Source organism: Acetobacterium malicum subsp. dehalogenans DSM 11527 (assembly GCF_000472665.1).
Lineage (GTDB): Bacteria > Bacillota > Clostridia > Eubacteriales > Eubacteriaceae > Acetobacterium > Acetobacterium malicum.
The window spans coordinates 183,239-198,463 of the sequence record NZ_KI421448.1; the positions used below are offsets into that span (position 1 = coordinate 183,239).

Consider the following 15,225-nt stretch of genomic DNA (forward strand, 5'->3'; position numbering starts at 1 on the left):
TTATTCCATTTCGACGATCAGCTCGCCGGATTGGACACTTTGTCCGTCAGATACGTAAATCCGTTTGACCTTGCCATCTTCACTGGCAACCATTTCGGTTTCCATTTTCATGGCTTCAACAATAACCAGGGCCTGATTTTTTTTCACTTCTTCCCCTTCATTAACCAGTACTTTCAGAACGGTTCCGGGAATACCTGATCCGATCTGCTTGGGATTTTTGGGGTCAGCCTTCAACATCGTAACCTTCTGCTTAGCTGAGAGACTGCGTTTATCTTCAACATGGATCTCCCGACGGAAACCATCAACTTCGAACATCAGTGGACACATGCCCTCATCGTTGGGCAATCCGATGCTGACCAATTTGATGATAAAGCGTTTTCCCTTGGAGACTTCCACGTCAATAACTTCTCCAACCTTGAGACCATAGAAGAAGGCATGGCTTTCCATCCGCATGAAATCGCCGTATTCCTGAATAAATTCAACATACTCTTTCATAACCTTAGGATATAGGGCAACACTTAAGGCTTCCCGATCACTCAGTTCACAACCGAATTCTTCTTTAAAATCTTTTTTAATTTTATCAAAATCTTCATCCGGCAACAATATCCCCGGACGAACGGTGATCGGTTCGATCCCCTTTAAGACAATTTTTTGAAGTTCAGGATCAAATCCGCCTTCCGGTTGGCCAATCATTCCCTTGTAGAAATCGACCACCGAGTCCGGATAAGATAATTCTTTTCCTTTAGTTTTTATATTATCCACAGTCAAATCATTTTGAACCATAAAGATGGCCAGATCGCCAACTGTTTTTGATGACGGCGTTACTTTAACAATATCACCCAGCATCAGGTTGGCTTCCATGTATTTCTCTTTGACTTCTCTAAATTTATGTCCTAAACCAAAGCTTTCCACCTGGGCTCGCAGATTTGAATATTGTCCGCCTGGTATTTCCAGCTTGTAAATCTCAGTCGATCCGGATTTCATTTCTGATTCAAATTTACTATAAACCTGACGGGTGGTACCCCAATAATCCGATAGAATCTGTAATTCATCTTCATTTAAACCAGTGTCCCGGGGGGTATTCTTAAGCGCGGCTACAATCGAATTAAGGGCCGGTTGCGAGGTTAATCCGCTGATGCCGTTCAATGCTGCATCGGCAATATCAGCCCCAGCCATTTGACCGAAGAGCACGGTTGCAACCCCATTACCGGTGGTATCATGGGTATGCAGATGGATTGGCATACTGACTTCCTGTTTTAAGGCTTCAATCAGCTTATAGGCGGCTCCCGGTTTTAATAAACCAGACATATCTTTGATCGCCAGAATATGAGCTCCGGTTTTTTCGATTTCCCGGGCCATTCTCAGGTAGTAATCCAGATTATATTTAGTTCGCGATGTGTCTAAAATATCGCCGGTATAACAGATGCTGACTTCGGCAATCTTATCAGTTTTTAATACCTCATCAATAGAAATCTTCATCCCTTCCATCCAGTTCAGAGAGTCAAATATACGGAAAATGTCAATCCCGCTTTTGGCCGCTTCCTGAACGAAGGCCCGAATCACGTTATCCGGATAGTTTTTGTAACCGACGGCATTGGCGCCCCGTAGCAGCATCTGGAATAAAATATTGGGCACCCGTTTGCGCAGCTCATCCAGTCGTCGCCAGGGCGATTCTTTTAAGAACCGGTAGGAAACATCAAAGGTTGCTCCCCCCCACATTTCAAGGGCAAAGAGATCCGGTGCCAGCGCTGCTGTTTCCCGGGCAATCTTAATCATATCGCGACTTCTGACCCGGGTGGCTGAGATCGATTGATGGGCATCCCGGAAGGTTGTATCAACCAGCAGTAGTTTCTCCTGATCTTTGATCCATTTTACCAGACCGTCAGGTCCCCGTTCGTCCAATATCTGTTTGCTGCCCCGGAATTCGGTATCCACTGGAATAGTAGGGATATAGGGTTCATCAAAATCCGGTTTGTTTCCAAATGTTTCATTAACAATGATGTTGCCAAAATACTTGAGGACGTTGGAGGCTTCACTTTTCTGATCTTCGATTTCGAACAGTTCGGGGTGATCATCAATGAATTTGGTGTCACATTTTCCGCCAATAAAGGTAGGATGCTGAAGCACATTGATAAGAAAATCCTTATTGGTCTGGACGCCTTCAATTTTCATTTCTTTCAGAGCACGCAGCGCTTTACGGCGAGCATCTTCAAAATTTCTGGAAAAAGAAGTACTTTTGACCAACAGGCTGTCATAGTAGGGTGTAATTTCGGCACCGGTAAACCCATTGCCGCCATCAAGACGAATCCCAAAGCCGCTACCGGTTCGATAAACATCCAACCGTCCGGTGTCTGGCATAAAATGGTTTTTGGGGTCTTCGGTGGTGATTCGACACTGGATCGCCGATCCTCGGGTTTCAACCGACTCTTGACTGGGGATCCCGATTTCGACCGAATCTAACGGTAAGCCCTGGGCAATCAAAATCTGGGACTGAACCAGATCGATGCCGGTAACCAGCTCGGTGACGGTGTGCTCCACCTGAATTCGGGGGTTCATTTCAATAAAATAGTGATCGCCCTTTTTATCAACCAAAAACTCGATCGTTCCGGCATTCCGGTAATTGACTTCTTTAGCCAGTTTGATGGCATCTTTACAGATCGCCTGGCGCTGTTCGTCATTAATGCTTAAAGATGGCGTAAATTCGACAATTTTCTGGTGACGTCGCTGGATCGAGCAGTCCCGCTCAAAGAGATGAACGACATTGCCATGGTTGTCTCCCAGAATCTGTACTTCAATATGTTTGGGCTCTTCCAGATATTTTTCGACAAAAATAGTGCCATCGCCAAAGGCTTTCGTTGCTTCACTGGTTGCTGAATGGAATTCTTTTAAAAGATCCTTTTCTTCCCGGACAATTCGCATGCCCCGGCCACCGCCGCCAGCGGCTGCTTTTAAAATAATCGGATAGCCGGCTTTTTGGGCAAACTCCAGGGCTTCAGAATCCGAAGTGATCGGTTTTTCAACTCCGGGAATGGTGGGGACATTGACACTCTTGGCAACAATTTTCGACTGGATCTTATCGCCCATTTTCTCCATCATTTCGTGGGTTGGTCCGATAAAGACAATCCCTTCTTCTTCACAGCGTTTTGCAAAAAGTGGGTTTTCGGCAAGAAAACCATAACCGGGATGAATGGCGTCAACCTCTTTTTTCTTGGCCAGAGTAATGATCTTGTCCATATCCAGATAGGCTTCCACCGGACCACTGGTGCCGGTGATCAGATAAGACTCGTCGGCCTTGGTTCTAAAAAGAGACAGCTTATCTTCTTGTGCATAAATTGCCACGGTATGAATCCCCAGCTCCTGACAAGCCCGGATTATCCGGATGGCAATTTCTCCGCGATTTGCGATTAGTACTTTATTAAACTTCTTCATCTTTCCTTCTACTTTCTCGTATGCATTTTTATGCATCCTAATTCTCATCTGCAAAAAATTAATTGTAGCTATTATATAAAATTGTACGGAATTATTAAAGCTATTTTTTCAGGAATATTAAATTATTTTTTTCTGCCGCTGATTCGGATTCAATTCAGCTTGATTTTACTCTTAAATCGATTTTTCGTCACTTCTGCTTAATGTTTTCTTTAGTTAACTTTTCAGTTGTAATGCGGCTACGATATTTCATGACCACAGCAACACCGGTCTTTTTTGCCCCCCGGACAATTTTTTTGGGGGCGCGTTTACGAGGGGCCGACTTGAATCGAGTTTCATCTATTTCTTTTTCTCTGGCTTTTTCGATCCGTTCATTTTCCAGACGTTGAAACCCATACCGTCTTTCGGTCTCATCTTCCATTTTCTGATTGTCGGAATAGAGGGTCCCGGAGAGCCGTCTGACGATAAAATAGCCCGGAATCACGATAACCAGCACAATAATAAGCATTCCGATATCCATATCTATTTGCCTCTTTCGCCCATTTCTTTTTTGTCAATCCAGTCTTTCTGATACTCCTTACTGGAGACCAGAATCTCCTGTAGAAAGCGTTCATACTCTTTGGTATAGTTCTTATTTTGCAGCTGGATCAGGTTCTTCTGCAACATTTTTTCTTCCCGGTTTTGATCGAATATATTACCGTTATTACTGAATTTATATTCAGCAACAGCCTGGATACAATCCATTCGCTGCTCAAATAGAACCCGCATCTGAGCATCAATCTCATCTATTTTATTCCTGATTTCATCTAATGATTTCAATCGCGACCTCCTTAAAGTAAAAAATCTGCCATACAGATGGCGATGGCGGCTTCGACCACAGGAAAGGCTCTGACGACGATACAGGGATCATGACGACCCTGTATCGTCAGGGTCGCATCTTTTCTTTCGCTCAGATTAATGGTCTGTTGTTCTTTGCCAATGGAAGGCGTCGGTTTAAAGGCCACCTGAAAAACAATGGGCATCCCGTTGGAAATACCACCGTTGATACCGCCATTATAATTAGTAGCTGTTTCAATCTGCCCGTCATTCATTCTCAGGGCATCGTTGGCTTGGGAACCGCGCAGGCTGACCACTTCAAAACCAGCCCCAAAGGTCACACCTTTTACTGCCGGTATCGAAAACAACAAAGCGGATAAGCGGCTTTCAATGGATTCGAAAAAAGGATTGCCAACTCCCGGTTCCAGACCGGTGATAAAACCTTCGACCAAACCGCCGATTGAGTCTTCATCTGCCACTGCCGCAATGATGGCCTGTTTCATGGCATCTTCAAGATTGGCATGATAAAGAGGAAAGGCGGGATTTTCAAAGCCCTTGATCAAAGTTTTATAAACCCGCCAATCACGAATCGGTTCATCTTTGACATCACCAATCGAGACAATCCGACTGCCAATTCCCAGCTCTGGTCTGATCGCGGTCAGGATCTCTTTGGCGATGGCTCCGGCAAAAACCAGCGGTGCCGTCAGCCGGCCGGAAAAGTGGCCACCGCCCCGGTAGTCCTGAAAGCCGCCATATCGGGCGTTGGCGGCATAGTCAGCATGGCCCGGTCGCATCAGATCTTTGGTTTTGGCATAATCGCCGGAACGGGTATTTTCATTGCGAATCAGCCCAGCTAGCGGTGCGCCGGTGGTTTTGCCATTGAAAATGCCACTGAGGACTTCAATTTGATCCCCTTCTTTGCGGGGCGTCGCCAGGGGATTTCCCCGGGCAGCCCGGCGGTTCAGTTCATGCTGAACCCGTTCCAGATCGATGTCGATTCCTGATGGGAGTCCATCAATGACCGCGCCAATGCCATGGCCATGGGATTCACCAAAAATCGACACTTTAAATTTATTTCCCCATGTCGAGCCCAATCCACTCACCTCCCATTGCTGTGAAATCTTCCCAAAAATGCGGGTAAGATTTATTGACGGCTTCAGCACCGTCCAGGATAACCTTGCCGTCGGCACAAATCGATGCGATCGCCACAGCCATCGCAATCCGATGATCATTATGGCTCTCGACATGACCTCCAGTGAAGCCATCAACCCCATGAATCACCAGTCCATCGGCGGTTTCTTCAATATTACCGCCCAGTTTGTTGAGTACATCGGCAGTGGCCATCAACCGGTCGGATTCTTTAAAGCGCAGCCGCTCACCATTGACAATCGTGGTAACACCTTTACTCAGACTGCCAACCACTCCTAAAATCGGAACCAGATCCGGGCACTGGGATACATCAATGACGGTTCCCTGAGTTTGCGATTTCTTGACAATCAGTCTGTCTGCTTGAACACTGATCTCGCCACCCATTTCTTTTAATATGTCAACAATGACCTTATCACCTTGGTGCGACGCATTGTTTAAATCTCGACAGTCCATCATTTCACCGATGGTACCTGCGACCAGCCAGAATGCTCCCTGGGAAAAATCGCCTTCGACCCGATAGTTGCCAGGAGTGTAGGCCTGATTGCCCGTGATCAGAAAACGTTGATCATTGTCATTGACGATCTCAATCCCAAAATGCTTTAAAACGTCCAGGGTGATGTCAATATAGGGTTTAGACTCCAGCTTTGAAGTCAGTTCAATCACCGAATCTCCGGCAAGCAGTGGCAAGGCAAACATCAGCCCGGTAATAAACTGGGAACTGACGCCGCCATCAATCTTATAGACGCCAGGAGTCAGAGAGCCTTCCATCACCAGGGGTAAATCCTGGTTTTTTTCTAAATGTTCATATTTAATTGCTTTTTCGGCAAATATTTCATAATACGGCTTCATCGGGCGGGTAACCAGACGCCCTTTTCCGGTAATCACCGCCCGTTTCGGCTGGAGCAGCACAATCGGGACAATAAACCGCAGGGTTGATCCCGACTCATTGCACTGAATCGTCTCTGTCGCCAACGCCAGCGGATCACAGCCCTGAATAGTGAGCGTAAAACGCCCGTTTTGCTCTTCCTGATAAGCAATGCTGGCCCCCAATGCTGTCATCGCATCACAGGTCGCAATCATATCCAGGGACATCAGCACATTTGAAATCACGCTCTCGCCCTTAGCCAGCCCCGCCGAAATAATCGCCCGGTGACTCACACTCTTCGAAGGCGGTATTTCCAAACTGCCCGTTAATATCTTAGGTGTAATCTCTATCGTTCTCATTTTCTTCCTCTTAATTTCTATTATCTAAACAGTTCGATGGCCTGGGGTTTCTGGATCTTAACAATCTGAGCCTTGCCGATTTTTTCCAGGGCACAGATGTAAAGGGAGTCATTCTCAAATTTCTTGTCCGTAAACAGTATTTCCTGAACCTTGTCCAACGGCATTTTCGGCAACTCCGTGGGCAATCCGTAATTCTCCAGGATCTCGATAATATTGGTGTAGGTGTCCTTCTGGCTGATCCCCTCGGCGACGGTTTTTTTGGTGATCTGAGCCATGCCAATAGCCACCGCTTCACCATGCGAATATTTTTTAAATTTAAAATACGTTTCCACCACATGACCGATGGTGTGACCAAAATTCAAGATCCGCCGCAAGCCCTGCTCATGTTCGTCGGTTTGAACCACATCCCGCTTGATCTGACAGCATTTGGCAATGATATCTTCCATATCTTCGACCAGATCCTCATAATAAGCATAACCCATTAGCTTCACAAACAGCGGTGCACTACTAATACAGCCGTATTTGATAACCTCGGCCATGCCATCAACCATATAATGATCTTCCAGGGTTTCCAGGAATAAGGGATCAATGATGACAGCCTTGGGCTGATGGAAAGCCCCGACCAGATTCTTCCCATAATCCATATCAATTCCGACTTTTCCGCCCACACTGCTGTCAACCTGAGCCAATAGTGATGTCGGCACCTGGATCAGATCGATGCCGCGGAGATAGGTCGCGGCACAATAACCGCCCAAATCGCCAACCACACCGCCACCCAGGGTCAGAATGGCGTCACTGCGGGTAATATTGCACTTAATCAATTCGTTATAAATCTCCGCCGTTTGGGCCAAACACTTACTCCCCTCCCCCGGCGGAATGACAATGCTGTAAACCTTGGGACCAGCCTGGCGGACCTGACGTTCGACCTCGCTTAAATATTCTTTGGCCACATTTTTATCGGTGATAATGACCACCTTATGATACTGGGAAAAGAGCGCTTTCATTTGGGACAACCGCCCTTTAATACCTTTTTCAATAATAATGGGGTACTGATGTGTATTCTCTGTTTTGCAAATTAATTCCTTCATTTTCTCGGCTCCTTTAAAATCTTAACGTCTATTATATCATAGTTTTTTCAATTTAAAACCATAAAGCACTTTCCCACCCTTAAAATAGTTTGAGTATTGTCTACACCTGTCTTTCAAACAAAGACAGATTAATTTATAAAAGAACCGCCTTAAATAAGACGGTCTGAAGTTGTCGATAAACTACCGTACCGACCAATTGTTAATCTGTTGTTCGCCGCGCCATCCGAAATTCGCTTTGCTCCTTTCGCATTGGTCGCGGGCAGTCGCCAACTACAAGCAAGCTTGTGATTGGCTCGTTGCCTGCGCGCAGAATCGGACAGGCGCTGCCGTGTCCGCTCCGATGCGTACAACATGATGTAACAATTGTCGGTACTGGGTTATCTTTTTTGATAGTCTGGAACCGCATTAAATAAGACGGTCTAGTGTTTATCGGTCTTCCTTGAAATAGTTTTTACCCAGCCAGGCCGGTTCTTTTTTGTTGCTGCTCTTGCGCATCGAGGTAAAGATCAACACAAAGACCGTTGCCAAGTAAGGCAGGGCGGTAAACAGGTAAATAGAAACCGGCAGGGTGTATTGCTGGAGCCAGAAACTGGCAATATCCAGGGCCCCAAAGAAGTAAGCTCCCAGCAAAGCTTTGCCCGGATTCCACATCGCAAAGATAACCAATGCCACTGCAATCCAGCCCCGGCCGCTGACCACATTGACCGGATAAATACTGATATATACCAGTGATAAAAAAGCGCCACCAAGGCCACACAGAGCCCCGCACAGGGCGATGTTGAAATATTTATACTTATCGACCGGAATACCGCTGGCATCCGCCGCGACCGGATTTTCACCGACCATCCGGGTATTTAAGCCCCACTTGGTTTTGTAGAGGTAAATATAAATGGCAATCACCAGAAAATAGGAAAAATAGACATAGATGCTCTGGTTAAAAAAGATCTGACCAACGTAGGGGATGTCCCCCAATACTGGCAGCTTAATTGGTGCAAAAAAAGTCGTGATCGCCTCTGGTACTTTCTTGCCGACAAAGTTTTTACCAAAGAAAGCGGCGAAACCAACTCCAAAGATACTAAGCGTTAGGCCGGTAACAACCTGGTTGGCTTTTAAACTGATGGTCAGAAACCCATAAATCAGGGCTCCGGCGGCTCCGGCAATGGCGGCGCAGAATACTGCCGCATAGGGATTACCAAAGGTAAACCCGGCGATAAAACCAACTACCGCCCCCATCTGCATCATCCCTTCGACCCCCAGATTCAGGTGACCAACTTTCTCGGAAATAATTTCGCCCAGAGTCGCATAAAGTAAGCAGGTCCCGGCTTTAACTGCCGCTGCCAAGAAAAAAATAAATTCCATTTATGCAACCTCACTTTTCGTTTTATCAGAAACAAATCGATACTGCAAGACAAACTCACTGCCCAAAATAAAGAACAGAATAATCGCCTGGATCATTTCGGCTACCGAGCCGGGAATCTGGAACGCGGTTTGAATATAAGAAGCCCCCTGCAATAGTACCGCAAAGGCAAAGGAATTGACCACCACAAACGGCACCTTAAGCCCTGACAGCCAAGCTACGATGATGGCGGTAAAACCTAACCCACCGGTAATTTCAGTTGACAACGCACCGCTGACACCGGTCGTCTGCATCATCCCCACGATCCCGCATAAGCCGCCACTGACCAACGCGGCAATAATAATCGTTTTGGTAACATTGATCCCAATGTATCGGGCCGTATTTTCACTTTCCCCCAACACCGCAATTTCAAAGCCGATTTTTGATCGATTCATAAAATAATACATCGCCAGAACAATAATAACTGCCATCAGAATGCTTAAATTGAAACCGCCGGCACTGGGGAGCAAAGCGTTTTCGGGGAGATTGGCAATTTTCGGCATGCCGTTGGCAGCCGGGTCCTTCCAAAAATCATATTGCAATGCCGTTACCAACGTCAAAGCGATGTAGTTGAGCATCAGTGTAAACAAGGTTTCGTTTGTTCCGAAACGGGCCTTGAAAAATGCCGGGATCATCAGCCAGACTGCCCCAAATGCAAAAGAAACCACAATCATCAGTAATAACATCAGCGGCAGTGGCAAATCCGGCAGCAGCCGCACCACCAGAGTGGTTCCCACTGCCCCCATCAGAAACTGTCCCTCGGCACCGATATTCCAGAAACGCATTTTAAAAGCGACCATCACCCCCAAAGACAATACCAGCAAGGGTACCATTTTTTCGATGGTGGCAGCAAAGCGATATAACGAACCAAAACAGCCCTGAACAATCCCAATATACAATTCAATCGGATTAGCCCCGGCCACCAGCACAATAATCGATGCCACTGCTAACGCCGCCAATACGGCCGAAAGCCGAACAACTATTTTCTCCCGCGTTTTGGGGACATCTTTTTTTACGATATGGAGCATCCTGCTTCTCCTTCATTCATTACCCCGGACATCATCAATCCAATGGCTTCTTTGGTGGTTTTTCTGGGATCCACAATCCCCGTTACCCGACCTTCACACAAGACCATGATGCGGTCACAAAGACTCATTAATACATCCAGATCTTCACCCACATACATGATCGGCTTCATTTTTACTTTTTGTTCATTGAGCAATTCGTAGATTATCTGTGATGACCCCACATCCAGGCCTCTGGTCGCATAAGCGGTCACCAGCAGTTTTGGTTCCAGTTCAATTTCCCGGCCCAGCAAGACCTTTTGAATATTACCGCCGGAAAGCAGACTGACAGCATGATTCTCAATCGCCGGCGTGGAAACATTCAGCCGCTCAACCAAAGCTTCAGCCTTATCCCGGGATACTTCCCGGGAAATGCCCATGCCTTTTTTGTTACGGTAATCCTTCAATAAGACATTATCGATAATATCCATGGAGGAAACCAGACCCATCCCCAGGCGGTCCTCTGGAACAAAGCTCAGGCTGATCCCCATTTGACTGATTTTCTCAGGATTCTTGCCGACGATGTTTTCGCCTTCAAAAATAATTTCGCCTGATTTAAGATGGTAGAGCCCGGCGATCCCTTCGCATAGTTCTTTCTGGCCACTGCCGGCAATTCCGGCGACGCCAAGAATTTCCCCAGCATAAAGATCAAAGCTGACATGATCCAAAATATGAACCTTGTTCCGGTCGATGGCAGTGATATCTTTAACTTCCAGACATTTTCCACCCCGCTCCACCGGAACATAGGGAACATTAAGTTCCATCATATCACCAACCATCATCCCGGCCAGTTCCTGGGGGGTGGTTTCTGCTTTGTTCACCGTCTGAATGGTGGTTCCTTTTCGCATAATCGTAATCCGGTCGCTGATTTCCATGACTTCTTCCAGTTTATGGGTAATAATTATCACCGAACAACCGGTTGCCACCATTTTTTTGACGATCTCAAAGAGGTTCTTAATTTCCTGAGGCGTCAATACCGCGGTGGGTTCATCCAAGATTAATATATCCGCACCACGATACAGAACCTTGAAAATTTCCAGGCTCTGCTTCTCCGCAACTGACATTTCGTAGACCTTTTTATTGGGATTAATATCCATTCCCAATTGAGCAATCAATTTCCCCATCTCATCTAAAATCTTTTTCTTGTTTAAAAAAGGGGTTGTTTTACGACTGCCGGCGGCAACGTTTTCCATGGCCGAAAAAACATCAACCAGTTTGTAGTGCTGCGGCAACATCCCAATACCCAAATCCAGAGCAATCTTGGGGGAACTGATGTTGACCAGCTGCCCCTTCACTTCGATCTGTCCTTCATCCGGCATATAAATGCCATTTAAGACATTCATCAGTGAACTTTTACCAGCTCCGTTTTCTCCCAATATGGCATGTACTTCTCCCTTTTTTAATGAAAATTCCACATGATCCAGGGCTTTGACTTTACCAAAAACCTTTGTGATGTTTTCCATTTTAACGACATAATCATTGTTCATGTTTTCACCTTTACTAAAAATAGCGGACAGAGCCCAAAGGCTCTGTCCGTTATACTATTTGTACTATTTTAAACTACCAACAACATTATCAACAAACCAGTCCATACTTAACAGTGCTTCATCGGTCATCTTAGTTCCGGCCGATACAATAACTGCACCAGTCTGATCTTTTAGTTCACCTGAGAAAATATTCAGCTGTCCAGATTTAATGGCGGCTTCGGCGGTGTCGACTTGTGCTTGTGCAGAGCCTGGAGCTAATGCTGTCAGGTCATCCAGTAACACAATTCCATCATTCATTCCACCCCAGTATTGCTGAGATTTCCAGGTTCCGTCAATAACAGACTGAACCGAATCGGTGTAGTAACCGCCAAAATCCCAAAGCGGTGCGGTCATATATACTTCTGGCATGGTTGTGGCCGCACTTAAATCATAACCAATGGATAATTTACCCGCTTCTTTAGCGGCTTCCATGGTTGCTGTTGAATCCTGATGCTGAGCTGTTACATCACAGCCTTGTTGGATCAACGCTTCGGCAGCTGCTTTTTCAACGGTTGGATCATACCAGGTGTTGGTCCAGGAAACATTAACAGTTGCTGCCGGATTTACTGATTTTACACCCAATGCAAAAGCGTTGATTCCACGGATAACTTCTGGAATCGGCATTGCCGCTACATAAGCTATTTTATTTGTTTTGGTTGTTAAACCAGCTACAATACCAGAAAGGTAACGGGGTTCTTCAATTTTTCCAAAGTAAGTTCCCATATTATCAGATGTCATATAACCTGAACAATGTTCAAATTTTACATCCGGGAATTCTTCAGCGGCTTCGACCATTCCATCCATGAATCCATAACTGGTTCCATAAATGATGGTACATCCCTGGTCAACCATATCTCTGATCGTCGAAACAACGGCGCTTTTTTCTTCAGGCACGTTTTCTTTAACGATGGTTTCGACTTTGCCACCCATATTTTCAACCATTTTTGCCCGACCATTGTCGTGTGCCTGTGACCAGCCACCATCATCTGCCGGTCCGACATAGATAAACCCAACCTTGGTAACCTCATCTTTTTTAGATGTCGATCCCGAACTACATCCTGCAACGCTTACAACCACTAAAATCAGTGCAAGCATCAATACTCCCAATCTTTTTTTCATTCTCTTCCTCCTATTTCTAATCTGGTTTAGCACTGTTAATAAAAACAGTCCTACCCACATTAATATTCTAACTAAAAAACAGCTAAATTGCAATCTAAAAAAAGTTGAATAAATCAGCCACCTAAACGATGTTTTTATTGCAATAAACCGGTATATTCGGTATTATTATTATGTAACCGAGGTGAACCAGATTCTTCACCCTGTTAAATGGAAGTTTGTATTGAAAGGAGTGTCATTTTGAAAAAAGAGAAGAAAAGCAAGAAACCGGATATCAAAGAAGTCAAAGATTCGAAAAAAGAGACCAAAAAGAAAAGTGCTGCTGAAGAAAAAAAAGTAGGGTCGGTTCCTAAGAAAGAAAAATCAACCATGCCGAAATTGGTTCCGCCTGATTCAGCGGTTGATCATACTGCACTTAAGAAACTGATGATCGATTCTGCTGTGCTTTATCAGAATATTCTTGTTTTGCCCCAGTCCTTTACCGTTAATGAAGCGACCTATTCTTTATATCCTTCTGAACTGAAAGCCCTTGATATGATCGGACAATTTTCAGGTATTAATCTGACCCAATTAGCCAACAAATTGGGGATTTCGAAAAGTGCCATTTCAAAGTGCACCTCCAAACTGCTGGAAAAAGAACTGATCGGAAAAGAAAAATCCCCGGTCAATGTGCGAGAAGTGGTTTTCACCCTGAGACCGGATGGGCAATCTATTTTTGACCAGCTGGAAAATGTCCACACCAATCTGTTCGAACCTTTTAACAAGTCACTGGACGGATTCTCGAATCAGGAGATCAACGACCTTCACCGCATGTTTTTAAGCATTCAATCCAGTCTCACTGAGATTATTGATAACGTCTGAATTAACACGAGCCACTTGTTGTCGCACAACTACCGTACCGACCAATTGTTAATCTGTTGTTCGCTGCGGGATCGGACAGGCTTCGCCGTGTTCGCCCCGATGCGTACAACATGATGTAACAATTGTCGGTACTACTTTATCTGTTGCGAAAACTGGTGGCTCTTTTTTTGATCCATGTGTCCCGTTTTATAATGCTTCCTGGGTTGCAATTTCTTCCTGATTGCCGAAGGTTTCGCGGGAGTATATTTTTTTCTCATAAATTTTTGTCCCCGGACGTTCCAGGGCGCCCATTAAAAATTGGTAGTAGGCCCCCGGGGTGACGATGTTTCCCGTGGCCGGTTTTTCAAAACCGGTGTTCTCAAAAAGCGAGTCGGCAACCTTGACACAATTGGTATTAAGGGCAAAGTAGGTTTTTAACGGACCCTTTTTAAATTTATAAAACCGGGCCCCAGTACCCTTATAGATAATATCTTCAACCCCGGTGTAATCATCCGCTTTCAGTAATCCCTGCTCAGCCAATTGGGTATCGCAAAACCATTCAACCATATTTTCCTGAAAGCGGCTATAATTATCCTTGATGATTGCCAGTTCTTCATCGGTGAAGGCAACCTTAAAGGAGATCAGCACCTTCCCATCATTGAGAACCGATTTTCTTAGATACCGATCCTTGTCACAGATAAAAAGCACGCCATCACTCATAGCTCCGCCTAAGCGGTAGGAGTGACCGTCAAAATTTCCATAGGAAATGGCTTCATTGCCAAAGATCAGATCCACATGCCCAAATGCTTCCATGAATTTTTTGGACAAATGAACCAGAATTTCCACGTTCATGGGATTAATTCCAGCTTTCTCGGGAATCATAATTTCCTGGGATAGAACATAGGCATTAGCATCTTCAGAAGCAATTTTATTATCATATTTTTTTAGTAAGGTCATCGGAACAAAGGCTCCCAGTAATGAAGGCAAGGCTATCCGCATTTTGCGCTGAAATTGTTTAGCTGTCTTGCTCATTTTTTCCTGTGTTTCCTGATCATTAAAAGCGTCAAAGACTAAAGTCACCCCATACCAGACCAGGTAGATTCCGGCGACTATCGCGAAACTGGCAGTCTTAAAATAGCTGTTAATAAACAGATAGATACCGAAAATAAAACTCAGCAGACCACTAATAAAGTAGAACCCGTAATTGGGAACGCCATCCCGCCAATAAGTCACTGCCGAAATTAATTTGGCAAAGCTGTTAATTAATACATAGGCGGCAAAAATATAGGGAATCAGCTCGGCGACGGTTAATCTGAAATAAAACAGCAACAGCGCAAAAATCAAATTGACCGCTGCTCCGAATATTTTCATCTTTTTGCTGTCGCCGTGAGCTTTGAAGAACACTGAAATAAGGTTAATTCCGGCAAAAACGACCAGGGCCGCCATTAACAAAACCACAATTTGTTCCACTGAGGTTCTGGGATGGATGATCATATAAATACCAATCCCCCCGACGCCAACTCCGGAAAGTGTCCCCAGAAATTTTTTTATATTTTTCTCATTCATTTTATCACCCTTCC

Annotated in this window: 12 protein-coding genes; 1 reads left to right on the top strand and 11 read right to left on the bottom strand. The window is 45.2% G+C overall.

Translation table 11 applies throughout. From position 1 onward, the window contains the following. From A3KS_RS0118045 to A3KS_RS0118090, 10 genes are all read right to left on the bottom strand, one after another. Positions 1-3,429, bottom strand: coding sequence for a pyruvate carboxylase (locus tag A3KS_RS0118045; RefSeq protein WP_026396082.1), 3,429 nt, complete (start codon positions 3,427-3,429; stop codon positions 1-3). A 187-nt stretch (positions 3,430-3,616) separates the two neighbouring features. Then, the gene (locus tag A3KS_RS0118050; protein ID WP_026396083.1) at positions 3,617-3,946 is read right to left on the bottom strand and encodes a hypothetical protein; all 330 of its coding nucleotides are present in this window, start codon (positions 3,944-3,946) and stop codon (positions 3,617-3,619) included. Positions 3,947-3,948: 2 nt separating this feature from the next. Next, complete coding sequence (locus A3KS_RS0118055) at positions 3,949-4,245, bottom strand: chorismate mutase (protein ID WP_026396084.1); 297 nt, start codon at positions 4,243-4,245, stop codon at positions 3,949-3,951. 11 nt (positions 4,246-4,256) lie between these two features. Next, on the bottom strand, positions 4,257-5,336 hold the full coding sequence (gene aroC, locus A3KS_RS0118060) for a chorismate synthase (protein ID WP_026396085.1): 1,080 nt from the start codon (positions 5,334-5,336) through the stop codon (positions 4,257-4,259). Further along, complete coding sequence (gene aroA / locus A3KS_RS0118065) at positions 5,314-6,615, bottom strand: 3-phosphoshikimate 1-carboxyvinyltransferase (RefSeq protein WP_026396086.1); 1,302 nt, start codon at positions 6,613-6,615, stop codon at positions 5,314-5,316. Before aroA ends, aroC begins: the two co-directional genes overlap by 23 nt. A 20-nt stretch (positions 6,616-6,635) precedes the next feature. Then, the gene (gene aroB / locus A3KS_RS0118070) at positions 6,636-7,703 is read right to left on the bottom strand and encodes a 3-dehydroquinate synthase (RefSeq protein WP_026396087.1); all 1,068 of its coding nucleotides are present in this window, start codon (positions 7,701-7,703) and stop codon (positions 6,636-6,638) included. A gap of 426 nt (positions 7,704-8,129) precedes the next feature. Continuing rightward, positions 8,130-9,062 carry an ABC transporter permease gene (locus A3KS_RS0118075; RefSeq protein WP_026396088.1) on the bottom strand — a complete coding sequence of 311 codons (933 nt, stop codon included), beginning with the start codon at positions 9,060-9,062 and terminating at the stop codon, positions 8,130-8,132. After that, the gene (locus A3KS_RS0118080; protein WP_026396089.1) at positions 9,063-10,127 is read right to left on the bottom strand and encodes an ABC transporter permease; all 1,065 of its coding nucleotides are present in this window, start codon (positions 10,125-10,127) and stop codon (positions 9,063-9,065) included. Beyond that, the gene (locus tag A3KS_RS0118085) at positions 10,112-11,650 is read right to left on the bottom strand and encodes an ABC transporter ATP-binding protein (protein ID WP_026396090.1); all 1,539 of its coding nucleotides are present in this window, start codon (positions 11,648-11,650) and stop codon (positions 10,112-10,114) included. The genes A3KS_RS0118080 and A3KS_RS0118085 overlap by 16 nt, the downstream gene beginning before the upstream one ends. Before the next feature lie 63 nt (positions 11,651-11,713). After that, positions 11,714-12,808 carry a BMP family ABC transporter substrate-binding protein gene (locus A3KS_RS0118090; RefSeq protein WP_026396091.1) on the bottom strand — a complete coding sequence of 365 codons (1,095 nt, stop codon included), beginning with the start codon at positions 12,806-12,808 and terminating at the stop codon, positions 11,714-11,716. 237 nt (positions 12,809-13,045) lie between these two features. On the opposite strand from A3KS_RS0118090, the gene A3KS_RS22945 reads away from it, so the two are divergent. After that, positions 13,046-13,666: a MarR family transcriptional regulator gene (locus A3KS_RS22945; RefSeq protein WP_051355988.1), complete on the top strand. Its 621-nt coding sequence runs from the start codon at positions 13,046-13,048 to the stop codon at positions 13,664-13,666. Between the two features lie 186 nt (positions 13,667-13,852). On the opposite strand, the gene A3KS_RS0118100 is transcribed toward A3KS_RS22945, so the two are convergent. Further along, positions 13,853-15,211: an HdeD family acid-resistance protein gene (locus tag A3KS_RS0118100; RefSeq protein ID WP_026396092.1), complete on the bottom strand. Its 1,359-nt coding sequence runs from the start codon at positions 15,209-15,211 to the stop codon at positions 13,853-13,855. Positions 15,212-15,225 lie beyond the last annotated feature (14 nt).

Bases quoted from the DNA above. Each gene is read 5' to 3' on its own strand.
- A3KS_RS0118085 (WP_026396090.1), bottom strand. From the start codon at position 11,650: ATGAACAATGATTATGTCGTTAAAATGGAAAACATCACAAAGGTTTTT.
- A3KS_RS0118050 (WP_026396083.1), bottom strand. From the start codon at position 3,946: ATGGATATCGGAATGCTTATTATTGTGCTGGTTATCGTGATTCCGGGC.
- aroB (WP_026396087.1), bottom strand. From the start codon at position 7,703: ATGAAGGAATTAATTTGCAAAACAGAGAATACACATCAGTACCCCATT.
- A3KS_RS0118045 (WP_026396082.1), bottom strand. From the start codon at position 3,429: ATGAAGAAGTTTAATAAAGTACTAATCGCAAATCGCGGAGAAATTGCC.
- A3KS_RS0118090 (WP_026396091.1), bottom strand. From the start codon at position 12,808: ATGAAAAAAAGATTGGGAGTATTGATGCTTGCACTGATTTTAGTGGTT.
- A3KS_RS0118100 (WP_026396092.1), bottom strand. From the start codon at position 15,211: ATGAATGAGAAAAATATAAAAAAATTTCTGGGGACACTTTCCGGAGTT.
- A3KS_RS0118075 (WP_026396088.1), bottom strand. From the start codon at position 9,062: ATGGAATTTATTTTTTTCTTGGCAGCGGCAGTTAAAGCCGGGACCTGC.
- A3KS_RS0118080 (WP_026396089.1), bottom strand. From the start codon at position 10,127: ATGCTCCATATCGTAAAAAAAGATGTCCCCAAAACGCGGGAGAAAATA.
- aroA (WP_026396086.1), bottom strand. From the start codon at position 6,615: ATGAGAACGATAGAGATTACACCTAAGATATTAACGGGCAGTTTGGAA.